General features: G+C 65.4%; 23 protein-coding genes. 9 read left to right on the top strand and 14 right to left on the bottom strand.

The features are described 5' to 3' along the window. Positions 1 to 162 precede the first annotated feature (162 nt). Positions 163 to 1179, bottom strand: a complete 1017-nt coding sequence (locus tag RVU70_RS10535) for a fatty acid desaturase (RefSeq protein ID WP_363346004.1) — start codon at positions 1177 to 1179, stop codon at positions 163 to 165. Continuing rightward, the gene (locus RVU70_RS10530; RefSeq protein ID WP_363346002.1) at positions 1136 to 1585 is read right to left on the bottom strand and encodes a hypothetical protein; all 450 of its coding nucleotides are present in this window, start codon (positions 1583 to 1585) and stop codon (positions 1136 to 1138) included. Before RVU70_RS10530 ends, RVU70_RS10535 begins: the two co-directional genes overlap by 44 nt. Positions 1586 to 1841: 256 nt before the next feature. Between RVU70_RS10530 and RVU70_RS10525 the strand changes: the two genes are divergently transcribed. Continuing rightward, positions 1842 to 3146 (top strand): UDP-glucose/GDP-mannose dehydrogenase family protein, encoded by a 1305-nt coding sequence (locus RVU70_RS10525; protein WP_363346000.1) that lies wholly within the window; start codon positions 1842 to 1844, stop codon positions 3144 to 3146. Between the two features lie 31 nt (positions 3147 to 3177). Next, positions 3178 to 3816 (top strand): YdcF family protein, encoded by a 639-nt coding sequence (locus RVU70_RS10520; RefSeq protein ID WP_363345998.1) that lies wholly within the window; start codon positions 3178 to 3180, stop codon positions 3814 to 3816. A gap of 57 nt (positions 3817 to 3873) precedes the next feature. On the opposite strand, the gene RVU70_RS10515 is transcribed toward RVU70_RS10520, so the two are convergent. Continuing rightward, positions 3874 to 4749: a FecR domain-containing protein gene (locus tag RVU70_RS10515; RefSeq protein ID WP_363345996.1), complete on the bottom strand. Its 876-nt coding sequence runs from the start codon at positions 4747 to 4749 to the stop codon at positions 3874 to 3876. A 282-nt stretch (positions 4750 to 5031) separates the two neighbouring features. On the opposite strand from RVU70_RS10515, the gene flgF reads away from it, so the two are divergent. From flgF to fliP, 6 genes are all read left to right on the top strand, one after another. Continuing rightward, entirely contained in the window at positions 5032 to 5754 is a 723-nt protein-coding gene (gene flgF, locus RVU70_RS10510) for a flagellar basal-body rod protein FlgF (protein WP_363345994.1), read from the top strand. Positions 5755 to 5760: 6 nt separating this feature from the next. Continuing rightward, the gene (locus RVU70_RS10505; RefSeq protein WP_363345992.1) at positions 5761 to 7080 is read left to right on the top strand and encodes a FliI/YscN family ATPase; all 1320 of its coding nucleotides are present in this window, start codon (positions 5761 to 5763) and stop codon (positions 7078 to 7080) included. Between the two features lie 89 nt (positions 7081 to 7169). Then, on the top strand, positions 7170 to 7670 hold the full coding sequence (locus RVU70_RS10500; protein ID WP_363345990.1) for a hypothetical protein: 501 nt from the start codon (positions 7170 to 7172) through the stop codon (positions 7668 to 7670). Then, complete coding sequence (locus RVU70_RS10495; RefSeq protein ID WP_363345988.1) at positions 7667 to 8395, top strand: flagellar basal body L-ring protein FlgH; 729 nt, start codon at positions 7667 to 7669, stop codon at positions 8393 to 8395. The genes RVU70_RS10500 and RVU70_RS10495 overlap by 4 nt, the downstream gene beginning before the upstream one ends. 14 nt (positions 8396 to 8409) lie before the next feature. Beyond that, a complete protein-coding gene (locus tag RVU70_RS10490; RefSeq protein WP_363345986.1) occupies positions 8410 to 9015 on the top strand; it encodes a flagellar basal body-associated FliL family protein in 606 nt (201 codons plus the stop codon). Continuing rightward, complete coding sequence (gene fliP / locus RVU70_RS10485) at positions 9012 to 9740, top strand: flagellar type III secretion system pore protein FliP (RefSeq protein WP_363345984.1); 729 nt, start codon at positions 9012 to 9014, stop codon at positions 9738 to 9740. The genes RVU70_RS10490 and fliP overlap by 4 nt, the downstream gene beginning before the upstream one ends. A 309-nt stretch (positions 9741 to 10049) precedes the next feature. On the opposite strand, the gene amoB is transcribed toward fliP, so the two are convergent. From amoB to RVU70_RS10455, 6 genes are all read right to left on the bottom strand, one after another. Continuing rightward, entirely contained in the window at positions 10050 to 11309 is a 1260-nt protein-coding gene (gene amoB, locus RVU70_RS10480; protein WP_363345982.1) for a bacterial ammonia monooxygenase, subunit AmoB, read from the bottom strand. Between the two features lie 166 nt (positions 11310 to 11475). Further along, on the bottom strand, positions 11476 to 12234 hold the full coding sequence (gene amoA, locus RVU70_RS10475; RefSeq protein ID WP_363345981.1) for a bacterial ammonia monooxygenase, subunit AmoA: 759 nt from the start codon (positions 12232 to 12234) through the stop codon (positions 11476 to 11478). 331 nt (positions 12235 to 12565) lie between these two features. Beyond that, the gene (gene amoC, locus RVU70_RS10470; protein ID WP_363345979.1) at positions 12566 to 13333 is read right to left on the bottom strand and encodes a bacterial ammonia monooxygenase, subunit AmoC; all 768 of its coding nucleotides are present in this window, start codon (positions 13331 to 13333) and stop codon (positions 12566 to 12568) included. A gap of 562 nt (positions 13334 to 13895) precedes the next feature. After that, on the bottom strand, positions 13896 to 14375 hold the full coding sequence (gene folK, locus RVU70_RS10465) for a 2-amino-4-hydroxy-6-hydroxymethyldihydropteridine diphosphokinase (RefSeq protein ID WP_363345977.1): 480 nt from the start codon (positions 14373 to 14375) through the stop codon (positions 13896 to 13898). Positions 14376 to 14378: 3 nt separating this feature from the next. Continuing rightward, positions 14379 to 15233, bottom strand: coding sequence for a dihydropteroate synthase (gene folP / locus RVU70_RS10460; RefSeq protein ID WP_363345975.1), 855 nt, complete (start codon positions 15231 to 15233; stop codon positions 14379 to 14381). Next, entirely contained in the window at positions 15226 to 15600 is a 375-nt protein-coding gene (locus RVU70_RS10455; RefSeq protein ID WP_363345973.1) for a 4a-hydroxytetrahydrobiopterin dehydratase, read from the bottom strand. The genes folP and RVU70_RS10455 overlap by 8 nt, the downstream gene beginning before the upstream one ends. A gap of 108 nt (positions 15601 to 15708) precedes the next feature. On the opposite strand from RVU70_RS10455, the gene RVU70_RS10450 reads away from it, so the two are divergent. Further along, entirely contained in the window at positions 15709 to 16677 is a 969-nt protein-coding gene (locus tag RVU70_RS10450; RefSeq protein ID WP_363345971.1) for a beta-ribofuranosylaminobenzene 5'-phosphate synthase family protein, read from the top strand. On the opposite strand, the gene RVU70_RS10445 is transcribed toward RVU70_RS10450, so the two are convergent. From RVU70_RS10445 to RVU70_RS10425, 5 genes are read right to left on the bottom strand one after another with little or no spacing between them, the layout of a single operon-like run. Next, complete coding sequence (locus RVU70_RS10445) at positions 16674 to 18962, bottom strand: hypothetical protein (RefSeq protein WP_363345969.1); 2289 nt, start codon at positions 18960 to 18962, stop codon at positions 16674 to 16676. The two genes, RVU70_RS10450 and RVU70_RS10445, sit on opposite strands and share 4 nt — an antisense overlap. A gap of 48 nt (positions 18963 to 19010) precedes the next feature. Further along, positions 19011 to 19661, bottom strand: coding sequence for a ligase-associated DNA damage response endonuclease PdeM (pdeM, locus tag RVU70_RS10440; RefSeq protein ID WP_363345967.1), 651 nt, complete (start codon positions 19659 to 19661; stop codon positions 19011 to 19013). Between the two features lie 11 nt (positions 19662 to 19672). Next, complete coding sequence (locus RVU70_RS10435; RefSeq protein ID WP_363345965.1) at positions 19673 to 22138, bottom strand: ligase-associated DNA damage response DEXH box helicase; 2466 nt, start codon at positions 22136 to 22138, stop codon at positions 19673 to 19675. Beyond that, on the bottom strand, positions 22131 to 23861 hold the full coding sequence (locus tag RVU70_RS10430; RefSeq protein WP_363345963.1) for an ATP-dependent DNA ligase: 1731 nt from the start codon (positions 23859 to 23861) through the stop codon (positions 22131 to 22133). Before RVU70_RS10430 ends, RVU70_RS10435 begins: the two co-directional genes overlap by 8 nt. Beyond that, on the bottom strand, positions 23858 to 24877 hold the full coding sequence (locus RVU70_RS10425) for a ligase-associated DNA damage response exonuclease (protein ID WP_363345961.1): 1020 nt from the start codon (positions 24875 to 24877) through the stop codon (positions 23858 to 23860). Before RVU70_RS10425 ends, RVU70_RS10430 begins: the two co-directional genes overlap by 4 nt. Positions 24878 to 24936 lie beyond the last annotated feature (59 nt).

Raw genomic sequence — 24936 nt, 5'->3', positions numbered from 1 at the left:
TCGATCCTCTCAAATGCTCGCCCGCATGTTTTATTTGAAACAAGGGACGGCGTCCAAGGGACGGTCTCGTCGTCGCGCGGGGGGCGCGCGAAGCAAGCCGCGCCGCTCCGGCCGCGGATTGCCTCGCTGCGCTTGCAGGAAGGGCGGAGCGCCCGGCGCGCGTCAGGCCCTGGCCGCCTCGCCGAGCGCGAGGAGAACGGCGGCCATGGCCTCGCCGTTCTTCAACTCCTCGTAAACGTAGCCGCAATCGATCATGGCTTTGCGGGTGGCTTCGCGCATCTTGGGCAGATTGCGGCGGGCCATCGTGGGGTACATGTGATGTTCGATCTGGCTGTTGAGGCCGCCGGTCAGCCAGTCCAGAAAAGCGGAGGTCGGCGTGTTGCGCGTCGAGCGCGCCTGCCGGTCATAAAAGCCTTTCGCCTCTGTCGCGTCATAGACCTCCATCCCGGTGTGATTGAGGACGAAGACGAAGGCGAGGATAAATCCGCCGAGCAGTTGCGCGCAGAGAAACCAGAGCCAGCCCGTCCAGGCCGGGCCCGGCGTCAGAAAGCCCGCGAGCGTCAGTCCGAGCGCCCAATGGGCGACGCAAAGCGCCGCCTCGAGGTTCAGTCCCCGGCGCGCAGCGGTCTCGATGCTCTGCCAGCTCCAATTGAAACGGGCGAGCGAGAGCAGCGGGAAGAACAGCGGCACCTGAAAGCGCGGCATCACATAGGAGAGAAGCCGTTGCCAGGTCGATTTGCACGCCTTGCTGTTATAGTCGACGAGCGCTTTGTCCCAGACGATCCACGGCACGGAATCGATGTCGCCGTCGATCGGGACCAGCACGCCGTCTTCGCCCACGCGGCAGCCGTTGGGGAAAGAATGGTGCAATTCATGCTTCTCGATCCACCAGGCGGAGCCGAACCCCTGAAATAGCGCCACGACGCCGAGCATGAAGCGCGGTTTCGCGTCGTCTCGCGGTCCCCAGTGATTATGGGCGAGGTCGTGGCCGAGATAGGCGGTGCGCGGGTAATGCATCCCCAGGAGAAGCGCGCCGGCGAGGGCGAAGGCGCCGCCCTTCGAGAGCAGAAAAAAGGCAAGCGCCGGGACGGCCACGACTTCAACGCAACGGAGCGCCTGCTCCCATGCGGGCACTTTAAAATAACCCTTTTCCTTCGCCTGAGTTTTCAGTATTGCCATGCGCTGGGCCAGCGCTCTCGCGTCCGGACCGCTCTGGCGTCCGGCCGTTATGTCGATTGTCTCGGTCAATGTTTCCCCGCAGCGCCTGCTTCGGCTTGTTTTGATTTTTTGCCGCGCATTTCCATTCGGCTATAGCTCTGCGATTGTCAAATGCTTTACCCGAGAAACGATGGATGAAAGTAGGTTTTTTCGGTATCGAGCCGCTCTGCAGCCAGGTCGTCTCCGAAGAGGCGCGGCATAACGGCATTACTTCGCTCGCTTCACCCGCGAAGTCGCAAGTCGACGTCGCCGCCGCGCGCCCGCTTTTATTCTGCGTTGCAGCAAGACAGGATGGGCGGCGCCGGGGAGAGACTGTCACGATCTCCGATTTGGTCTTACGCAAGTCTTGAGGAACGCTTTCGCTCATGCGTGGTCATAAAAGCGTTGTGAACGACGCGCACTCCCTCGCCGAAACGATGAATGAACCCCCTCCCGCCCAAATGAGAAGACAAGCTCTACTGAAAAAGCGCCAACCGACACTTTGCGCGCCAAAGGCCCGGCCCGGATAAGCTTGCCGAACGCCTGCGGCTTTCGTCGGAACATTGACAAAAAACGCGGCAGAAACAATGACTATGCACGGCTTCCAACGGTTTTCCGTGCGCTCTCGAGAGGACCATTCCTAAATGAACATTACGATGATCGGCTCCGGCTATGTGGGACTCGTTTCCGGGGCGTGCTTTGCGGACTTTGGCCACAATGTGATTTGCGTCGATTCCGACGCCGGCAAAATCGAGCGGTTGAAGCGTAACGAGATTCCGATTTACGAACCGGGCCTCGACGAACTCGTCGCCAATAACGTCAAACAGGGCCGCCTCGCCTTCACGACCGAACTCGCGCCCGCCGTGAAAGGCGCCGATGCGGTGTTCATCGCCGTCGGCACGCCATCGCGCCGCGGCGACGGGCACGCCGATCTTTCTTACGTTTACGCCGCCGCCAAGACGATCGCCTCGGCGCTCGACGGGTTTACCGTCGTCGTCAACAAATCGACCGTGCCGGTCGGCACCGGCGACGAGGTGGAGCGCATCATTCGCGAGGTGAATCCGAAAGCCGACTTCGCGGTCGTCTCCAACCCGGAATTCCTGCGCGAGGGCGCCGCCATCGAGGACTTCAAACGCCCCGACCGCGTGGTGATCGGGGTCGAGGAGCCGCGCGCCCGCGAGGTCATGGAGGAGATCTATCGGCCGCTGTCGCTCAACGCGCCGCCGCTCGTCTTCGTCGGCCGCCGCACTTCGGAACTCACCAAATACGCCGCCAACGCCTTTCTGGCGACCAAGATCACCTTCATCAACGAGATTGCGGACCTTTGCGAGAAGGTCGGCGCCGACGTTCAAGAGGTCGCCCGCGGCATCGGCCTCGACAAGCGCATCGGCTCGAAGTTTCTGCACGCCGGGCCGGGCTACGGCGGCTCCTGCTTCCCCAAGGACACGCTGGCGCTCATCAAGACGGGACAGGACGAGGGATCGAGCCTGCGCATTGTCGAGACGGTCGTCGCCGTCAATGACTCGCGCAAGCGCGCCATGGCGCGCAAGATCATCCATGCGCTCGGCGGCTCGGTGCGCGGCAAGCGCATCGCGCTCTTGGGACTCGCCTTCAAGCCCAACACCGACGACATGCGCGACGCGCCGTCCCTGGCGATCGTCGCCTCGCTCGCCGGCGACGGCGCCGAGGTGCACGCCTATGATCCCGAGAGCATGGCGCAGGCGCGGCCGCTGATGCCGGAGGTGATCTTCCACGAGGACGCCTATTCGGCGATCGAGGGCGCCGACGCGCTGGCGATCGTGACGGAATGGGACGCGTTCCGCGCGCTCGATCTCGAGCGCGTCAAGCGCCTGCTCAAGCAGCCCATCCTCGTCGATCTGCGCAACGTTTACCGCCCGGCGGACGCCCGCAGGCATGGCTTCGCCTATGTGAGCGTCGGACGCAGGTGAGGTAGGGCTCCGGCGCGAGGGCTCGGAAGACATGTTCGTACGGATCGCCGGACGCGTCTGCCTCGCCGCCGCCCTGCTCAGCCTGCCCTACGGTTTTCTGGCGTTCGACGCCTTCAGCGCGCCGCCGGCCCAGTCCATCGAGTCTGCGGCGGCGGCCGTTGTTTTCACGGGCGCTCACGAGCGCATCGACGCCGGGCTCCAACTCGCCGCCTCCGGCGCGGCGCCGCGTCTGTTCATTTCCGGCGCAAACAGTCGCGCCGGCATTTTTCCCGGGCGGTTCGCGCCGCTCTTCGCCGAGCGCAACCCCAATATCAAAGACCTGCCGCGGCTCCTGGCCTGCTGCGTCGAGTTGGGCGAAATGGCCGACAACACCGCCGCCAACGCTCTTGAAACGCGGACCTGGCTGCAGCAGCGGAAAATCGAGGGTCCCGTGCTGCTGATTACGTCCCGCCTTCACATGGCGCGCGCGCTGGCGCTCTTATCGGCGACGCTGGGACAGCAGCGAATTATCCCCTATCCGGTCGAGGATGCGCTCAACGGCGATCCCCTGCGGGAGAGGGCCGAAGAATATGCAAAGTATCTGGCGACGCTTGTGCTGGTGAAGCTGCCCTTGCTGGTGAAGCTGCCCTGGATCTTCGACGCGAAGCGGCTTGCGAGCGATTCCGCTTAAGCCGCGCCCTCGCGGAGGCCCTGCGGCGCGGCGCGCTTGCGGCGCCGCGCGCCGTCTTTAGTTGTTCGGCTGCTGTTGTCCCGTCGACGTCGCAGGGTACGGCTGGTTGATCCGCGGCGGGAAGGTCAGCGGCGCGTTGTTGTTCTGCCCGGCCAATCCGCCCCCGATTCCGCCGCCGATCGCTGCGGCTGCGGCGGCGGGCGCGAGGATCGAGCCCAAACCCTCGCCGGGGATCCCCAGTTGCTGGGCCTCAGCAAAGGTCTCGGCCGTGCACATGGCCCCGGCGCAATCGATCATCTGGTTGGGCGGCCCGAATTGCGCCGCCGTCAGCGAACAGACGTGAACGACGCCATCGAGGACGTTGATCACCGACCTGCCCTCTTTGCCCTGAATGGTCGCGCTTTGTCCGGCGCCAATGTCCGAGCATTTCGATTTGCAGTTCTTGCCGCCGGCGCAGGTCTCTCCGACCGTTTCTCTGCGGCCGGAGCCGGAATAGGAGAATTCGAAGACGGTGCCGCGCACGCCGATGGTGGCGACCGGGGACTTTATCTCATAGGCGTGCTTGTCCGAACTGCCGGTCGTGAAGCGCAGCGCGCCCTTGGCGATATTGATCGTCGCCTTCTGGTAGCTCGACTCTCCCGAAAAGACGAATTTATCCAGCTTCACCACCGAACTCGGCCCGATGGACAGATTGGTGTTGTCGGTGAAAACGACCTTCGCCGCGCTGTCGGGGGTCGTCTTGATGATCTCGTCCCGGACGATGCCCTCGCCGACGTTGATCAGCGCCGTCCGGGTTGGCAGCACGCCATTAACGTCATTGCGCACATAGGAAGCGACGCCGATGCTGTCATAAGCCCAGGCGCCGCAAGCCATGACCGCGGCCGCGGCCGCGACGCTGGCGAAAAGCAATTTCTCACGAATATTTTTGAACATTGCAGCGCCCCTGCCCAAGGCGACGAACCAGGAACGCCGCTCATTGGGGCTGGGCGGCGCTTGCGCGAACTTTGCGTTAAATTGGTCTCGGATCAAGTAAAAATGTGTTCAAGCGCCGCCTAAAATACGTTTTGTCTGCAGTTTTTTTCAGCAAAGCTCAAAATTAGGCTCGGCTGGATCCGTCGGGAGCCCACAGCGGCGCTTTCCATGAGCGAGGCTGGCGCCGCTGGGACAAGCTTCGCGGCCCAACATCTTAAAAATTGGAAAACGCAAGGCTAAGCCATGCAACCGGCCTTTTACGTCACGCTCTCCTCCCAGGTCGCATTGGACAAACGGTTGACGACCATCGCCGAAAATGTCGCCAACGCCGCGACCATCGGCTACCGCGCCACGGGCGTGAGCTTCGACACCGTGCTGTCCAAGGCGTCGCCGACGCCGACCGCCTACGCCACGGCCGGCGCAGATTTCATCTCCCGCGCCCCCGGCGCATTATCGAAGACCGACAATCCCTTGGACCTCGCCGTTGTCGGCGACGCCTGGTTTGCGATCCAGACGCCCCAAGGGGTCGCCTATACGCGAGACGGCCGCTTCAAAATGCTGGAGACGGGCGACGTCCAGACCCTCCTGGGCCATCCGGTGCTCGACGCAGGCAATGCGCCCATTGTGCTCGATCCGACCGCTGGCGCGCCAATGATCTTTCGCGACGGCATGATCCAGCAAGGCGACCGCCAGTTCGGCGCCGTCGGCCTGTTCCAGATCGACGGGGCGGCGACTCTGCGGCGCGGCGAAAATTCGAGCGTCGTTCCGTCGATTCCGGCGACGCCGATCGTGAACTTCACGCTCAACGGCGTGGCGCAGGGCCATCTCGAGAACGCCAATATCAGCCCGGTGAGCGAGTTGACGAAGTTGATTTTGGCGCATCGCAGCTTCGATAACGCCGCCGCGGCCTACGACATGCTCGACGCCTCGCAGCGCGCCGCCGTCCGCACGCTCGGCGGCGCCTGAGCGTTTATGGCGGACGCGCTCACGCGGCTCGGCGACGCCGTCGCCTCCTTCGCCCGCAGGGGCGCGCGGCTTTCCGTCAGCGGCGTCGTCACGGAAGTCTCGCCGTCGCATTTCCGCGTCGAGGGATTGTCGAAGTTTCTGCGCCTCGACGATTGCGTGCTGCTAGAAGGCGCCGGACGCTCCTGCCACGGCCAGGCGATTCGCATCGACCGCGCCGGGGTGCTGGTGAAATCCTTCGAAAGCAACGCCGGGGTCGGCCTCGGCGCCCGGGTCACGCGGCTGGGGCCCATCGAAATCGCGCCGCACCTGGACTGGAAGGGCCGCGTCATCGACGCGCTCGGCCGCCCCATCGACGGGCTCGGCCCGTTGAACCAGGGGCCGACGCGCGGGCTCGATGCGCCCCCGCCCAACCCGATGTCCCGCGCGCGAGTCGACGCGCCGGCGCCGACAGGCGTCGCCGCCATCGACGCATTCACGCCCCTCTGCCGCGGCCAGCGGGTCGGCGTCTTCGCCGGTTCCGGCGTGGGCAAATCCACGCTTTTGTCGATGATGACGCGCTCTGCGGCTTTCGACTCGGCGGTGATCTGCCTCGTCGGCGAGCGCGGACGCGAGGTGCGCGACTTTCTCGCCGAGGCGCTCGGCCAAAGTGCGGCCAATGCGGTCGTCGTCGTCGCGACGGGCGACGAAAGCCCGATGATGCGACGGCTGGCGCCGCTGGCCGCGACGGCCATTGCCGAAAGTTACCGCGACCAGGGCCAGTCCGTCCTGCTGATCATGGACTCCGTCACGCGCTACGCCCATGCGCTGCGCGAGATCGCGCTGGCCGCCGGCGAGCCGCCCGCGGCCAATGGCTTCGCGCCGAGCGTCTTCGCCGATATCCCCCGCCTCCTCGAACGGGCCGGCCCCGGCCTCGACGGCGGCGGCTCGATCACTGCGATCTTTTCGGTGCTGGTCGACGGCGACAATCACAATGATCCGATCGCCGACTGCATCCGCGGCACGCTCGACGGCCACATCGTTCTGGAGCGCGAGATCGCCGAACAGGGCCGCTATCCCGCGATCAATATATTGAAATCGATTTCGCGCCTCGCGGACCGCGTCTGGAGCCCGCCGGAGCGCGAGATCGTGGCGAAGGCGCGCGCGCTCGTGGCGCGCTTCGAGGATACGCGGGACCTGCGGCTGCTCGGCGGCTATCAGCCGGGCGGCGACGCGGAGCTCGACCGGGCCGTGCAGCTGACCCCGGCGATCTACAAGGCGCTGCAGCAAGCGCCGGACGCGCCGCCCAAGCCCAATGTCATTCAGGAACTCGCCGCCGTTCTCTCCTGACGCGCGCACCCGCCAGTCACGCGTAAGCTTGGGTCGTCAATGCTTTTCAAACCATGACAAGTCGACTCGGACTAAAGCGAATCAAGCGCGTGGGCGCGCTGCGGCGCCAGGCGATCGCCAGCGCCATGATCCCCCTGCTCTTCTGGCTTGTTCGCGTGACGGACGCAGAAGCCGGTCCGGGCGCGGGCGTCCGCGACGAACAGCATTATTGCGCCGACATCGCCGCTTCCGTCGAGACCCTGCGTCTGGAGCGGCGCCGCCACGAGCTCGCGCGGCTCGAGACCGAAGTGACCTCGCGGCTGCAGGCGCTCGAGACCCGCCAGAATGAATTGCGCGTCATTGTCGACCGCCTTGACTCCTTCGAGCGCAATGCGAGCGAGGCGCTCGTTGGCCTTTACGCGCGCATGAAGCCGGAAGCAGCCGCCGCGCAACTGTCTGAACTCGATGACGACGTCGCGGCGGCGCTGCTGCTGCAGCTCAAAGGAAAGGTTTCGAGCGCGATCCTGAATGAAATATCGGTCGCCCGCGGCGCGGCCCTCGTCAAGAAAATCTCGGATTTGCGCAAGTCCAGCGCCGCGAGACAGCCATGACGCGCTTGACGCTCGCCTGCGCGCTCTCTCTTGCGGCCGCAGGCTGCGCGACCGACCCCCGCGACTTTGCGCGCGAGCCGCTGATGTCGCCGGTCGGCTCCGGCCTCAATTTCTACGATGACCAATTGCCTGTCGGAACGCTGCGCGGCGCCTCGCTCGGGCCCGGCATGCAGCTCGACGAAAACCGCGTGAACCTTTTCAAGGACGTCAAGGCGATGAGCGTCGGCGACGTCGTCACGGTGGTCATTTCAATGGACGACCGCGCAGTGCTCGGCAATTCGACCGACCGCTCACGGGAAGCCAAGATCAAATCCAAATGGACGTTCCTGCTCGATCTCGTTCCGGCGCTCGGCGGCCTCGCGTCGTCTCAGACGAAGCAGACGGGCGCCTGGCAAAACGATATCGACAACAAGTCCGAGACGCAGGGCCAAGGCACCATCAATCGCTCGGAGCAGATCAAATTCACGTTGGCCGCGGTGGTCACGGCCGTCATGCCGAACGGCAATCTCGTCTTGCACGGATCTCAGGAAATTCGCGTCAACAGCGAATTGCGCATCCTCACGATCGGCGGGATCGCGCGTCCGCGCGACATCAACAAGGACAATTCCATCTCCTACGACAAGATCGCCGAGGCGCGCGTCTCCTATGGTGGACGCGGGCGGCTGAGCGAAGTCCAGCAGCCCGCCTGGGGTCAGCAGCTCTACGACACTTTCGTTCCGTTCTGAGGAGGCGCGCCACAATGGCGGAGACCGATCGACAGTCGACAGACGCGCCAGCCGGATGGCGGCAATTGCTGATCCCACTCATCGCCGTCACCGTCGTGGGCGGCGGCGGCGGCGGCTTTCTCGGCTATGCGCTCTTGGCCTCGAAAGACTCCGCGAAGGCGGAACTGCCCGAGGCGGGCGGGCGCGCGCCCGCAAAGGAGCCGGCAGAGGCTGGAGCGGACGGACACGGCGCCCCCAAAGAAAGCGCCCAGGGCGACCATGCTGGCAAGGCCCATGGCCACGACGCGGCGAAAGGCAAGGAAGCAGCGCAGCCAGCCGCGCCGGCGCAGCTGAAGGTGAGGGAGTTGCCTCCCGTCGTCGCCAATCTGGGCGGCGAGAAGCGCGCATTGGTGCGCATCCAATCCGCCATCGTCTACGACGCGGGCGAGCTGGAACATCTCGATACGCTCATCCCCATGCTGATGTCGGACATGACAGCCTTCATCGGCACCTTGGACCTCCCGGCCATTGAAGGTCCCGACGGCTTACGGCGGCTGCAGGAAGAATTGACGGAGCGCGCCGCCACGCGTTCGGAACGCCGCATCCGGGAGCTGATCATCGAGGCTTTGGTCGTCCAATGAGAGCGGCGCTTCTCTTCGCCCTTCTGCTTGCGCCGAACGCTGGCCTCGCCGCCGACGGCTTCGATCTGAACGCGCTATTGCCAAATCCCGGCGGCGCGACGAGCGGACGCCTCATTCAGCTCATGGGCGCGCTGACGGTTCTGTCCATCGCCCCGGGCCTGCTGGTGATGGTGACGAGTTTCACGCGCTTCGCCATCGCCCTCTCCTTTCTGCGCGCGGGTCTCGGGTTGCAAAGCACGCCGGCCAATCTCGTGATGATCAGCCTCGCCCTGTTCATGACGTTTTACGTGATGGCGCCGAGCGGCGAGAAGGCCTGGGAAACGGGGGTCCGGCCCCTCATCGAGGGCAAGATCGGAGAAGCTGAGGCGTTCAACCGCATATCGCAGCCGTTTCGGCAGTTCATGCTCGCGAATGTTCGGGAGAAGGACCTTCGTCTATTCGAGGATTTGCGAAGGCCCGACGCCGCCGCGGCCAAGGATGGGCCGCGCCTGGATGTGCTCGTGCCGGCCTTCATGACCTCGGAACTGCGGCGCGGCTTCGAGATCGGCTTCCTGATTGTCGTTCCCTTCCTGGCCATCGACGTCATCGTCGCGATCATCACAATGTCGATGGGCATGATGATGTTGCCGCCGACAACGATCGCCCTGCCGGCGAAGGTGCTGTTCTTCATTCTGATCGATGGGTGGAATCTGCTTATCGGAAGCCTGATCCGCTCCTTCGGCTGAGTCGAGACCAGTCGGCAAGCGCATCCTTTTCGCTGGCCGAAACGCCGGTGTTTTTCTCCGCCGAGGGAAGTTGCGGCGTGCGCCCCTCGAGGCTCTCCGCGTTTTCTTGAGGCCAGTTTTTGCTTGCGCAGGGCAGAGGTCGATTCGCGGCTTTGGCCGGGCCGACGTTTTTCGGTGCAGATCGCGAAAGGATCGAGGCGTCCTTCGCGGCGAGCCCGAGCCGCTGGACTTTCTTCTGCCGGGCAAAAAGCGAAACCGGCCGGATCTTTCGATCCGGCCGGCTTTTTTAGGTTAGCGATCGTTGTTCGCTCAGGGCATGTCGCCGGCGACGAACTTCGGAATCACCGGGCCGCCGATTTCAGCCGCGAAGCGCTTGCCGTCGGGCGTGAAGAAGAACAGCAGGCCGCCGATCTGGCTGTCGGTGTCGTAAGCCAGGTCAGACAGACGCTCGATGTCCCAACGCGCGTCCTGGATCTTCACCGTGATCTCCTTCGACTCGCCGGGCGCGATCGTGTCGTCGTTCGACAGGCCGCGGTCGGCAAGCAGGTAGTCCGGGAAGTCAGGCTTCGAGGTGAACACCGACGGGTTCAGGAAGCGCAGGCCAGCGGCGGTGTATTCGCCGAGGCGCACCGGCTGAGACGTGCCGTTCTTCACCTTCACGTTGATCGTCAGCTCACGGCCCGGAACCTTGTAGACGCCGCCGTTCAGCTCGGTCGTCACCTGCTCCTTGCCCACGCCAGCCGTGCCTTCCGTCTCGATCGGCGTCAGCGGCTTCTGCAAGCCGGCCTGAAGCGGGATCGTGCGCGGGAAGGTCGAGTTCGTCACGGCGTAGCCGACGATGGTCGCCAGGATCGTCAAAGCGAGAACGATCGCGCCGATACGACGGTCGTCATCGCCGATGACGTCATCAGGACGGCCTTCCGCGACCTTGACGTAGGACGCGATGATGCCCTTCCGGATGAACCAGAACAGGATCCAGGCGGCGCCAACCGCCATCCACGGCAGATGCCACGCATAAACGCGGCTGATGCCGTAGTGCTCGAGGTCAATGGTCGACCCGTCGAGGAGCGTCACCGGGTCGGTGAAGTCCTTCATGTCGCCCTTGATCTCAATCCACTGGCCGGGGCCGATGATCGGACCGCCGCCTTCAACGTTGATCTGGGCGTGGACGTGCCAACGGCCCGCGCGACGGCCGCGCAGGTTGATCGAGAAGGCGTAATCCTTGCCGATCTCCAGCGACACCGAACGCGGCGCAAACTGCTCGCCGATGAACTGCGCCGTGCGAACCAGAACCGGGCCGGGCTCGCCGGCGTTCAGGAACGACACGCGCGGATTGGCGACCGCCTGCGGCCACGCCGAGAAGACGTGGACCTTGCCGGACAGAACCATGTCCTCGTTGACGTTGACCGTCGTCTTCGACCACTGAACGTCATACCAGTTCAGCGTGCGCATGCGAAGGAACGCCTGCTGCGACTTCTCGCCGTGCGCCGAAGCCGGAGCAACCGCTCCAAGCGTCGCCGCCACAGCAGCCGCCGCGCCAATGGCGGCGAGCTTGACTAGCTTTTTCATGAACAAACCTCCCAGGTTCCTCTTCCGGCCGGCGCCTCGCGCGCCAGCCGACTTTTTTCCTCGCAAGCCGTGAAGCCAAATCGTCGACCCGGCCGCATGCGGACTTGCGTTCTTTTCCTCTTCGAGACAGGCCGCGACCCGTTTCAAAACCGCGGCCCAGCCCGCATTAGATGGAGTCGATGACCTTGGTCGTGGAATACCAGCGACCCATGAACCACCACAGGAAATACACCATCATCGAGACGAAGCCCGAGAAGAACGCCGCAACCGGCACAACGTCCTTACCGAACGTGCGCAGCGTGCCGCGCTCGACCATGCGGATGTATTCCGGCATCGACGTGCGGACGTAGTGGAGGCCGATCAGGTCGGCGAGGGTCATCAGCTGACCATGCTGCTCGGTCGCCTGGTGGAAGGCGGCGATCGCCGGCCAGTTGTTCGGGTAGAACAGCAGACCCCAGCCCAGCGAACCGACAACCGCCGTGATCACATAGGAGCCCGACAGAAGCAGGATCACGTCGAGCCAGATCGCCGGAACGATCAGAGCGGACGGGAACACAAGGCTGATCGGGAAGTAGGTCCAGCCCCAGAAGTTGACGTAGCGGTTGATCCACTCGCCAATCAGGAGGCCGAGAGCCGCGAACACCGCGCCGAACGGCAGACGGAAGTTCACCCACCAGAAAGCCTGCGACGCCGCGCAGAAGGTCACGCCCAGAATCGGCACGACCGTCGGCCACATACGACGATCCTTCCAGTCAACCCAGAAGTCCCAGTCGCCCGCCGTCAGCATGAAGTGGACGTGATAGCCGCCCAGAACGGCGAAAAACAGCAACACAAGAAGCATCCAGTCCGTCGTCTGAACGCAACCCGCCGCCTCGGCGACGGAGTTGAACGGACCGACCGCCCCCCCGCTTTTCGATTGTGACATCACTCTTCTCCTTGGTGTTTCTCGGAAAGCCATCGTGGGCTCCGAGCTTTCTTTTTGCCGCAGGACGGAACGAAAGCCCCGGACCCGCGTCCAAACCCGATGCGCCCTCTCGAAACGCCCGCGTTCGGTTTTCTTTTGCGCAACGCGAAACGTGCGCCGCGAAACCTTCCCCTTCCCGAGCCGGGGGCGAACCCCCCGAGCCGCGACACGAAAAACCAGCCCCCGCCGAAAGTCACGGCAGATCAAAAGCCTTCTCGTGTCAGTGGTGTAAGCGAAAATCCCGCCGGAACCGTCCGCCCGCGCCAACCGGGCGCGGGCGGCCTTTGTCCGATTACTCGGTCAGGAGGGCGACGCCTTCCTTGCCGATCAGCGCATGAATGCGCATCAGGATCTGCAGCACGACGCCGAAGACGCCCAGGGCCATCCAGCCGAAGAACACGAAGCCCCAGTGCAGCGGAGCGACGAACAGCTCTTCCATGAACCAGAAGGTGTGGCCCCACTCGTTCAGGCCAACGTTCGGGATGATCATGAACGGGCCGATGGCGACGATCAGGAACGCCAGCGAGTAGCCATGAGCAAAATACGGAATGCGGGTCTTCGCATAGAAGAACGCGCCAACCGCGATCACCGAATAGATCGGATAGCTCATGTAGAACTCGATGATGTGCGACGGCGTGAAGTCCGTGTCGCGAATCACCGTCATGTGCCAGGTGCCGTCCTGCTCCGTGAAGAACGACGCGCCCCAGTAAATGGCGATGCCGTAAACGACAAGCCACTGAACCAGAACCACCAGGCGGCGCATCTCTTCGCGCGGCGTCACCGCGTCGACGTTGCGGTCGCGGGTCTTCCAGAGATAGCCCGCAAGGCCCAGACCAGAGACCAGCTCCAGCGGGATCTCGGTCCAAAGGATCGACATCCAGTAGGTCTGGAACTCCGGCGCGAACGAATCCAGGCCAGCGCGCCAGCCGTAGACCTGCTCGTAAATGCGCACGATCAGATAGAAGATGTTGAGGACCGCAAGGCCGATCCACATTCCGCGAAGATCGACTATTTGTACCTCAGCAGCTGCGCCAGCAGCTGCGCTCGTCGTCGAAGCCATATTAACTCCTCCTATGTGCTCCCAGGGATATGCGCGTGACCGGTATCGCTCCGCCTCCCAGAACAGAGCTGCTTCGTCCTCGTTTGTCTTAAAACGTTAGGCAGGGCCCCCTAAAGGTCGCCCCACGCCATACCGCCCTTTCTTGACGCGGCCATCGGACATGCAGCCTTCAGAAAAATTTCCCGAAAGACCGAACATCCAATCCTGCCGCTTGTTGTTATCGGACGAACACCGACGTCGCCGCCTAAACAAAGCCCACTAGGCCACCCTAAGGGAACAGCCCAGAAAACCCCGTTTAGCGTGGCCCAACCATTCCCCCTCACCAGCATAATGACAATATCCCTTGGTATAGCAAAATGCTGTCTATCGAATAGTAATAACAACCCCAGTGGATGGCTTTTTACCTACCCTATTCGGCGCGGCAACGGGCCTTCGGCCGTTTCCTTAGACAGCGCAATAAGCCAAAAAACGCCGGGTTTTACAGCGGTTTGGCAAGACTTGAGGCGAGCCGCCGGCCTTTGCATGCTGCGCTGCGGTAATACCACCATCGGGGGTAGGCGAATTAACCTTCCGTCCAGGGTCTGACCCCGGCGACGTCGACCGCCGTCAGCGCCTCTGCGACGGGCGCGCCGTCGAGCACGAGGTCTGGCGCGATCTCCGCCAGCGGCAGCAGCACGAATCCACGCCCGAAAAGCTCCTTGTGCGGCAGCGTCAATTCGGGGTCGTCGAGCGTGTGGTCGCCCAAGAAAAGAATGTCGACGTCAATGAGCCGCGGCCCCCAGCGGCGGGTAGGCTCCCGGCCCATGTCGGCCTCGATCGTCTTGACCGCCGCCAGCAGTTCATAGGGCGAAAGACTCGTCTCGCCGATGGCGCAGGCGTTGGCGAAATCGCCCTGGTCGAGCACGCCCCAGGGCGGCGTCCGGTAGATGCGGGAGACGGCGCTCAGCCGGGCGATTCCGCGTTCTTCCAGCAGCGCCAGAGCCTTGCGAATATTCTCGGGCTTGTCGCCGATATTGCTGCCTAGTCCAAACCCCACGCGCATGGTTCACCCTTTCGCGCCGCCCAAGGCCGTGAACACCTCGAAGGCCGCGCGATGCTCGGCGACGTCGTGAACGCGGAAAATCTGCGCCCCGGCGCCGGCGGCGATCAGATTCGCGGCGAGCGTGCCGACCAGACGCCCTTCAATCAATCCATCCGGCAGTCCCTTGAAGATCGACTTTCGCGAGACGCCGATCAGCAGCGGAAAGCCGAGCTCAAGTAGCCTCGAAGTGGCCCGCAGCGCGTCGAAATTCTGACTCCGGCTCTTGCCGAAGCCAATGCCGGGGTCGAGCGCCAGATGGGCCTCGCTCACGCCCGCGCGCCGGGCGATGTCGAGCGAGCGCTCGAAAAAGCGCAGCATGTCCGAGACGATGTCGATTCCGGGATCCGTCTCGGAGCGGTTGTGCATCACGACGACCCCCGCCCCCGCCTCGGCGATGGCCGGCGCCATGTCGGGATCGCGCTGCAGGCCCCAGACGTCGTTAACGACCGCGACGCCGACCGACAGCGCGCGCCGCGCGGTGATCGCCTTATAAGTGTCAATCGAAACCGGAACGCCCGCCTCTCGCACTAGCGCGGAGAGCAGCGGCTCGAGCCGCGCCCATTCCTCCTCCGCCGGGACCGGCGTGTGTCCGGGCCGGGTCGATTCGGCCCCGACGTCGACAATGTCGGCCCCGCCGGCGGCGAGCTTCGTCGCCTGGGCCAGCGCCGCCGCCCTCGAGACGAACAGTCCCCCGTCCGAGAAGGAATCGGGGGTGACGTTGACGATGCCCATGATGACGGGACGCCGACCGATGGGCTCGAAAAATCGATCCCGGGCGGCGGCGATCGCGGCCCGGTCGAACGACAAAGGCTCAGTCATATTTAATGTAGGCGAAGCGCTGATCGGTCTCCGGGGTGCCTTCGAGCGGGCCGCCCTCCTTGCCGGGCCGCCAGCCGACGACTTCCTCGATCTTCTTTGCGAGGTCGAAGTCCTTGTCGGTGATGCCCTTTGCGGTATGGGTCATCAGCTTGACCTCGACCCAGGCGTAAGAGGCGGCAATATCGGGATGATGCCAGGCGGCCTCGGCGAGATGGCCCACGGTATTGATGACCATCAGCGTGCCCTTCCAGCTGTGGGTCTTGTAGCGTCGGCGAATCCAGCCGTTTTCATAGCGCCAATGCGGCAGCTCCCGGCCCAGCCGCTCGACCACCTCATTCTCCGGCAGCGCTTTTTCTTCCTTGCTCATGAAAGCTTTCCTCCCCGGCGCCCGCGGTCGGCGGGCGGCTTCTTTCGCCAAAGGCAGATATAGCCTAAACGAGCGTGAAGTCTTGCGCGATCGACGGACAGGAGCCCCATGTCGGCACAAGTGAGCGTCACGGCGACGGCCCGGCTGCATCTGGGTTTTCTCGACATGAACGGCGGCGTCGGGCGCAAATTCGGCAGCCTCGGCCTGTCGCTCGACGCGCCTGCGACCCGACTCACTCTCTCCCCAGCGCCGCAGAATAGCGTTACCGGGCCGGAACAGGCGCGGGCGGCGCAGCTTTTGGCCAAGGCCGAGGCGGCGCTTGCGCCGGGAGACTGTCACGAGCTGACGATCGAGGAAGCCATTCCGGCCCATTCTGGCTTCGGCTCCGGCACTCAGCTCGCGCTCGCCATCGCGGCTGCGATGCGGCGGCTTCACGACCTGCCGCATGACGCCGCCGCCGACGCCGCGCTCATGTCGCGAGGCGCCCGCTCGGGGCTCGGCGCCGGGCTGTTCGTCACCGGGGGCCTCGTTGTGGACGGCGGGCGCGGGCCACAGACGCAGACGCCCCCCGTCATCGCGCGCGCCGAATTTCCGGAGGACTGGCGCGTCTTGCTCGTCTGCGACCCGACGGCCGTCGGCCTCCATGGGACGGATGAAAAGGAGGCTTTCGTCGCTTTGCCTCCGTCGAGCGCCGCCGAAAGCGGCGAACTGTGCCGGCTGGTGCTGATGCAGGCGCTCCCGGCGCTGGCCGAGCGGGACCTCGGCCCCTTCGGCGCCGCCGTGACGCGCATCCAGGAAATCGTCGGCGATTATTTCGCCCCGCGCCAGGGCGGGCGGCGCTTCGCCAGCGCGAAAGTCGAGGCGGCGATCGGCGGCTTGACCCGCGCGGGCGCAACGGGCGGCGGCCAGACCTCCTGGGGGCCGACAGGCTTCGCCTTTGTGGAGAGCGAAGCCGCGGCGCGGCGGCTGCTAACGCAGATTGAGCCAGAGGCGCGCGCGGCGGGGCTGGAAATATCGATCCGCAAGGGGCTCAACCACGGCGCGAGGATCGACGCAGTTTATGCGCAAGTGGCTTAGCCCCCGATCTCCCGCATCAACCCCGCGAAAGGCCTGAACACAAAGCGCACCTCATGGCGCCCCTCGGGGATCGGGACCGCGCGAAACATCGCATTCGCCCGCAAGATTTCGGCCTCCTCCCCGTCCCGTGTCGCGAACCACCAGGGATGCCAGACATCATACAGGACGAGCCAGCCGCCGCCCGACGGCGCTTGGGCTTCGACCAAGATCTCCGTATTGCCATAAGAAAGAATCCGCGCCCGCGCGGCGTCGGGCGGCAGGCCCTTGCGTGAATGGCAGATCGGCGGCTCTTCGAGCAGAACGGTTTCGCGGTAGTCGGCCTCGGGCCATTCGCCGCTTTTCTCCAAAGCCGCGAAATCGACGTGCAGGGCGCAGGTTGCGACCATCACGCGCGGGAAGGCGCTTTTGTTCTCGTAGATGCGCACCTTGCCGATGCGGGTCAGCTCAGCGAAGTCGCCGGGCCGGTAGCGCTTGTCGATTGCTTCGATCGGGACCCCGGTCGCGACGTACCGAAGACCGAGCATGTCGGAGAGCGGCGAGCGGTAGCTGGGATAAAGCTTGGTGAATTCGCGCTGCTCGGGCAGCGCCAGATGGTCGCCGGCGCCAGTCGCGTCCTCCAGCACCTTCAGGCGGATGGGATTATAGCCGAGGTCATGTTCGAAGCCATGGACGAGCGGGACGTTGGGCCAGTGGAAGTCGATTGCGGCGAGTTCGATGCGGTCGCGCCGATCGGGCGCGGGGTTCTCGGCGAGCTTGCCCTCGAGAAACTGGATGACGGGGTCCTTCGAATTGGCGCGAAGCGCCTCGAATTGCTCGGGCGGCAAGGCGGTTGATTCGTTCGGGCCGTTGTTGAAGGCGAGATCCCCCGTCACCAGGGCGGCGACGGCGAGGACGCGCGCGGCGCCGTTGAGCTTGCCCATGCGCGTGAGAATGATCAGCGCGCCGGCCGCGGCGGCAAAAGCCGCGCTTGTCGCGAGAGGGACCGCCGCTTGCGCGAGATGGTCCCTCGAGGCGGCGTAGAAGGCGGCGAGCCCGAAGAGGCAAGCGAAAATCAGCGTCAGCCAGCCGGCGCGCGGCTGCGCGTCGCCGCGCTCGATCAGGGTGAAGGAATAGCCCGCGAGGACTGCGAGGGCGATGTCGAAGAGGAAGGTGGCGTCGGCCGGGCGACGCCACAGGTCGACGCCGGGAATATGATAGAAAAGCGCGAAGGCGGGCGTATAGCGCCCGAGCGCATAGAGCGTGAAAAAGACGAGGGCTCCGAAGAAGAAGCGCGCTTCCCTTTGCGCGAGACAGCGGCGCCCCATCGCGCCGACGATCGCCGCGACGGCGAGCGCGCTCGCGTAAACGTCCGTCATGTTGCGCGCGAGATAGAGGTCGGGCTCGCCGACGGGCGGGCCCCAAAAGTCGGCGAGCGGGCCGTCTGTGCCGAACATGTTGGCGGAAAGCAGTGTGAAAAAGGAGGCCGGCGGCAGCGATCCCTTATGCGCGCCGTCGAGGCTGATCTCCGGACGGTTGGAATGGGCGGCGAGTTCGAGGGTGAAGGCGAGCGGCAACGCGACGATCGCCGCGCCGACCACGCCGCCGGCGAGGAGCGGCGCGACGGCGCTCTCGAGGGGCCTCGCGTCGGTGGCGACGCGATACACGGCGTAAGCGGCAAGCAGCAGCGCGCCGAGAAAAGCGACCTGATCGCGCCCGAGGACCATGAACGCCGCGACCGCCCCGGCCGCGGCGCCATAGGCGGCCGAGCGCCGATCGAGGGCGCGCGCCAGCAGCCACAAAGCGACGGGGAGCCAGGAGAAGCTCATGATCTGCCCGGTATGCTGAATGCGCCAGGCCGCCGACCCGCCGAAAGCGAAAGCCAGCGCCGCCAGAAGCCCGCCCGCCGCGCTCCAGCCGCGGTCGCGGACATAGGCCATGAACCCCAGGCCGCCCATGATGAGCATGCCGAAGACAATGGCGTCTTCCAGAATGAAGGAGGGCTCCGGAACGAGCGCCGCGGCGATCAGGAAGAAGGGCGCGAAGATCAGCGACTGCGGGTCGGCGATCTGCGGCATGCCGGCGAAGACGTTCGGCGTCCAGAAGGGCGACTGGCCGGAATGCAGCGCATGGGCGAGAAAAGCGAACTGCGGCTGGAAATGCGCCTTGGCGTCCCAGGGGATCGTCACGCGGCCCGAAAGCCAGGGAAAGGCGAGCAAGAGTCCGCAGGCGACAAAGAGCGCGGCGGCGAGCGCATAGGGCTCCTCGCGTGTTTCGGTTGCTGGCTTTCGCGAAAGGGTCGTCGTCATGCGCGGCTTCTTAGCGCCTTCGCGCCGCCGCGCAAAATGTGGCGGCCCCTAGGGGGGAAGCGCGAAGACGCGCGTTCCGGTCGTCACCACGAGCTGGCCCCAGTCGCGCGGATCAACCGCATGGCCGCCGGTGAATTCGCCAAAGCAGGGCAGAACGATCTCACGTCCACGCAGGCAGAATACGGGCAGCCGCAGCCTGTCCCGGCCCGGCCCGGAGAGCCACGCGACCGGGTGGATGTGGCCGGAAAGGAGCGTCGGACCGTCGATATCGCCGGGCGGCGGCGCATCGTGCCACCCTTCGACGCCGTTGAGCGCAAAGGGCTCGTCGACGCTCGTGAACCCGCAATCCGCGGGCGGGTCGCCGGCGCGCGCGTCGTGATTGCCGCGCACGACGATGCAGTCGAGATCGCCGCGCGCAGCGCGCCACTCCCGCAATTGCGCGAAAAGGCCTGACGAGCGCGCCAGCCGCCCGTGCAGGAAATCGCCGAGCACGACGAGACGGCGCGCGGCGTGGGCGTCGATGAGCGCGCCGAGCCGGCGCAGGTTCTCCTGCGTGGTGCCGCGCGGCACGGGCTGACCGAGCGCGCGAAAGCTTGCCGCCTTGCCGAGATGCAAATCGGCGATCCACAGCGTGCGCGTCTCCGCCTGCCATGCCGCGCGCTGCGGCAGCAGCGCGAGACCGCGATGGTTATAAGACAATGCGCCTGAGGTCATGCGTCGGCGGCGGAATTGAGCTGCGCGAGCAGGCGCTCGATGCGGGCGTTGAAGCTTTCCGTGCTCAGGCTCTCGCGGAAGCGCTCGGCGATGAGCGGAAAGGCCAGGGGCGAGCAGCGCCTCAAAGCGACGCAGTCCAGACGCCGCGCGTTCATTCTCGTCAACGCCTCATGCAGCCGCCGCACGTCGAGCTCGTCTTCCAAAAGCTCCCGCTCGGCCTGTTGCAGCAAGCCGTTCTCGGGATCGTATTTGCGAAAGACGTCGTAGAACAGGCTGGACGAGGCTTGCAACTGCCGTGCGCTTTTGCGTTCGCCGGGATAGCCCGTGATCACGAGCCCGGCGATTTGTGCGATATCGCGGAACCGGCGGCGGGCGAGTTCCGCGGCGTTGAGGCTCTGGACGACCTCGTCGCGCGTCGCGCCGAGACTGTGGGCGGCGATGAGGCGCGGCAGATCAGCCGCCCAGTCGCGCGCGCCGGCGCTCAGCAATTCGAAGCCGTAATCGTTGACGGCGATGGAGAACGTGCCGGGCGCGATCTGCGCGGCGCGCCAGGCGATGAGGCTCGCGAGACCCAGATGCGCATTGCGCCCCGCGAAGGGATAGAGAAAAAGATGCCAGCCTTCGCGCGATTTCAGCGTCTCGGCGAGCAGCGTCTGCGGAGTCGGCAAGGCGGACCAGCGCTGCTGCAATTTGATGAGCGGCGCCGCCGCGCGCATTTCCGGAGAGGCGATGTCGCCTTCGGCGGCGCGCGCGAGGGTTTCGACCATTTCGTCGGCGAGCGTCGTCGACAGCGGCATGCGCCCGCCCATCCAGCGCGGCGTCGCGCCGCCGCCCGCCCCCTTCTTCACAAAGGCGGTAAGGTCGCGCACGCTCACGAGTTCGAGCAACCGGCCGGCGAACCAGAACTTGTCGCCGGGCTTCATGCGCGCAACGAAGCTTTCCTCGACGGTCCCGAGCTTCTGCCCGCGCGGCGCATATTGCACCATGACGCTCGCGTCGGAGACGATGGCCCCGATGTTAAGGCGGTGACGCAATGCAAGCCGTTTGTCGCGCACCCGCCAAACGCCCTTGGCGTCCGGAACGACGCGGCGGTAATCGGGATAGGCCCGCAGCGTCGGGCCGCCCTGCCGGACGAAATCGAGGCACCAGCGCCAGCTCTCGTCCGAGAGAGTTTCGTAAGCGACGGTCTCGCGCACTTCCGCCAGGAGATCATCAGGCAGGAAGCCGCCGCCCATTCCAACCGTCACGAGATGCTGCGCCAGCACGTCGAGCGGCGCGACCGGCGAGACGCGGCTTTCGACGCGGCCCCTGCGGATCGCCGCCTGCGCCGCGGCGGATTCGACGAGTTCGAGACTGTGGCTCGGGACCATCGTCACGCGCGAGACGCGGCCCGGCGCATGGCCGCTGCGGCCGGCGCGTTGAAGCAGACGCGCCACGCCCTTCGGCGAGCCGATTTGCAGCACGCGCTCGACAGGAAGAAAATCGACGCCGAGATCGAGACTGGAGGTGCAGACGACCGCCTTGAGGTCGCCGACCTTCAGGGCTCGCTCCACCGCGTCGCGCTCCTCCTGCGCAAGCGAACCGTGATGGATGGCGACGCAATCTTCCCAATCGGGACGCAGCCGCAACAGATGTTGCCGCCACAGCTCCGCCTGCGCGCGTGTGTTGGTGAAGACGAGGGTGCTTTTGTGCGCCTCGATCTCGGCGACGACCTGCGGGGCCATTTTGACGCCGAGATGGCCGGCCCACGGAAAACGCTCCGGCGCGTCGGGGATGAGCGTGTCGATGATGAGCTTCTTCTTCAATCGCGCCTCGACGAGCGCCCCCGCGCCGCGCGGCCCGAGCAGCGTGCGTTTTGCCGCTTGAAGATCGCCAAGCGTCGCCGACATGCCCCAGGTCACGAGGCCGGGACGCCAGCGGCGCAGGCGCGCCAGCGCCAACTGAGTCTGCACGCCGCGCTTGTTGCCCAGGAGCTCGTGCCATTCGTCGACGACGACAAAGCGAAGATGTGAAAAATAGTCCTGCGCATTCTCGCGCGAGAGCAGAAGCGACAGGCTTTCGGGCGTCGTGACGAGGAGCGTCGGGGGCTTGCGGCTTTGCGCGGCGCGCTGACTGGACGAGGTGTCGCCGGTGCGAAGGCCCCGGGTCCAGCGCGGGCTCGTCGGATCAAGCGTCTCCAAAGCGTCGAGCGCCTCGCCGAGCGCGCGCATCGTGTCGGCGGCGAGCGCGCGCATCGGCGTGACCCAGAGCAATGTCAGGCCCTGGACCTCTTCCTGAAGCAGCGCGTGCCAGGCGCCGAGCGCGACGGCGAGGGTCTTGCCGGAGCCGGTCGTGGCGTGCAGCAGGCCGCTCTCGCCCGCCGCCATGCGCGCCCAAACGTCTTTCTGAAAGTCGAAGGGCCGCCAGCCGCGCGCCTTGAACAATTGCGCAACCGCGTCCGCCGCGTCGATCCGCTCAAGCATGTTGCGCCGGCAAGAGTTCGCGCAGCGTCTGCAGCGTGTCGGCTTCTTCAACCGGCTTGTCGAGCCGCCAGCGCAGCATGCGCGGGAAACGCACGGCGACGCCGCTTCTGTGACGCTTGCTCTCGGCGATGCCTTCGAAGCCGAGTTCGAAGACGAGCGTGGGTTTCACGCTGCGCACCGGGCCGAAAGTTTCAACCGTCGTCTTGCGAATGATGGCGTCGACCGCGCGCATCTCTTCATCTGTCAGCCCCGAATAGGCCTTGGCGAAGGGAATGAGCATGCGCTCGCGCGCCTCCGGCGAATCGCTCCATACGGCGAACGTATAATCACTATATACGCCGGAGCGCCGCCCGTGGCCGCGCTGGGCGTAGATCAGCACCGCGTCCACGCTCATCGGATCGAGCTTCCATTTCCACCACACATTGTCGCGATCGGAGCCCTTGCGACGCCCGACGCCATAAGCGCCGGCGCGCGCTTTCAAGATCATGCCCTCGACGCCGAGCGCGCGCGCGTCCTCGCGCCTTGCATAAAGCGACGGCCAGTCCGGCGCTGTCAGGAGAGGACTCAAGCGCAGCGGCAGAGCGACGCCGAAATCGCAAGCGCGCGACAAGGCGCCGGCGATGAAGGTCTCGAGTAGCCGGCGCCGTTCGATCTGCGGAGACGGTCGCAGATCGGCGCTGTCCTGTTCGAGAAGATCGTAAGCGATGAACGCGACCGGCAGCTCGCGCAAGATTTTCGCGGTGACGACCTTGCGCCCCAAACGCTGCTGCAACAGCGCGAAGGGTCGCAGTCCTGCAAGATCCTGCGGCGAGGCGGCTCCCTCCGTGCGCATCACGACGAGTTCGCCGTCGAGCGCGACGCCGTCTGGAAGCCAGCGGGAAAGTTCGGCCAGCTCGGGATAGGAGTCCGTGACAAGCTCCTCGCCGCGCGACCACAGCGCGAAGCGCCCGCCGCGTTGGACGTATTGGGCGCGGACGCCATCAAATTTCCATTCGACGATCCAGTCGTCGACGGGCCCCAGGACCTCGGCCATCTCCTCGACCGGCCGCTGGAAAGGATGCGCGAGATAAAAGGGATAGGGCTGGCCTTCCTTCAACGCCGCGTCTTCGTCGGCGCTTGCGGGCGCGGTCAACGCCGCGAAATCCGTGGCGGTCGGCGCGCGCCCCGCCTGCGTATAGCCCATCATGCGTTGCGCCATGCGCGTCTGATCGACGCCGGCGGCGAGCGCCAGCGCCTGGGTCACCTGCAGCCGGGAAACCCCGACCCGCAGTTCGCCGGTAATGAGCTTGAAGAACACGAGCCGCTGCGGCTGCGGCAGCGCGCGGGTCCATTCACAGAGCTGCGCGTATTTCTCCTCTTCCGGCAATAGACGCAGCGGCAGAAGGCGGACGCGCATCCACGCGTCGAGCGAGACCTCCTCGATCGCGCCGCCGAGCGGCAAGAGCAGCGCCAGGGTCTCGGCAAGATCGCCGACCGCGTGATAGCATTCGTCGAAAAGCCATTCGGGAAGCTCGGCCTCCTCCTGCGCGAGGCGGCGCAGCAACTTTGTCGGCGCGAGCTGGCGCGGCTTGCCGCCGGCGAGAAAATAAACCGCCCAGGCGGCGCTCGCATGTTCGGTCGGGTCATCCATGGCGGCGCGCAGATAGTCTCCGAGCGCCTGCTGCTTGCGCTTGATGGCGGTCGCGGCGTCAAGCGCGCGATAGAGCGCGGCGAAGGCCTTCACGACGCCTCCTGCGCGTCCTGCGCCCCGCTCTCCGCTTCCTCCTCGCCATATTCGGTATGCATCGTGCGCGCGTCGAGGCCGGTTTCGCGCAGGTAGCGCGTCAGCGCGCCAGCGGCGCCATGGGTGACGTAAACACGCGTCGCGCCGGTCGCGTGGATCGCGTCGAGAAGGCCGGGCCAGTCGGCGTGATCGGACAGGGGAAACCCCTGGTCGAGGCCGCGCCGGCGCCGGTTCCCGCGGATCTGCATCCAGCCGCTCGCGAAGGCGTCCGAATAATCGCCGAAGCGACGCATCCAGGCGGTCCCAGCGGCGGAGGGCGGCGCAACAATAAGGGCGCGGGCGAAGGCGTCCTTGCCGCTCATCTGAGAAACGAGCGTCGTTGGCGGCAGCGCGACGCCTTGGGCGCGGTAGATGTCGGTGATCGGCTCGATGGCGCCGTGAGAGACGATCGGGCCGATGGCGGGATCGAGATGGGCGAGGAGCCGCTGCGCCTTGCCGAGCCCATAGGCAAAAATGACGCTGGCGCGGCCAGCTTCCGCGTTTTCCCGCCACCAATCATTGATCTCGGTCATGATATCCGCCTGCGGACGCCAGCGATAGATTGGCAGGCCGAAGGTCGATTCCGTGATGAAAACATCGCAACGCAGCGCCTCGAAGGGCGCGCTCACCCCGTCGGGCTCGGTCTTGTAGTCGCCGGAGGCGACCCAGACCTCCCCGCCATGGTCGACGCGCACTTGCGCCGAGCCCAGCACATGGCCGGCCGGATGAAGCGAGACGGCCACGCCATTAATATCGATCCGCTGACCATAATCGACCGCCTCGACGGAAATATCGCCCAGGCGCTTACGCAGGATCGGCGCGCAGTCGCGCTGGCAAAGGTAGCGCTCCGAACCCCAGCGCGCATGATCCGAATGGCCATGGGTGATAATGGCGCGCGCGACCGGCCGCCAGGGGTCGATGTAGAAGTCGCCTCTCGGGCAGTAGAGGCCCTGCGGCGTCGCGGTGATCAGATCCATCCAGTCGCTGCGCTATGATGCTCGACTGTCAAAATGGGTTTTGCGGAGAAGTCCGGCAA

It is taken from the genome of Methylocystis echinoides (assembly GCF_040687965.1).
GTDB lineage: Bacteria > Pseudomonadota > Alphaproteobacteria > Rhizobiales > Beijerinckiaceae > Methylocystis > Methylocystis echinoides_A.
This window is presented reverse-complemented; position numbering and strand designations above follow the sequence as displayed.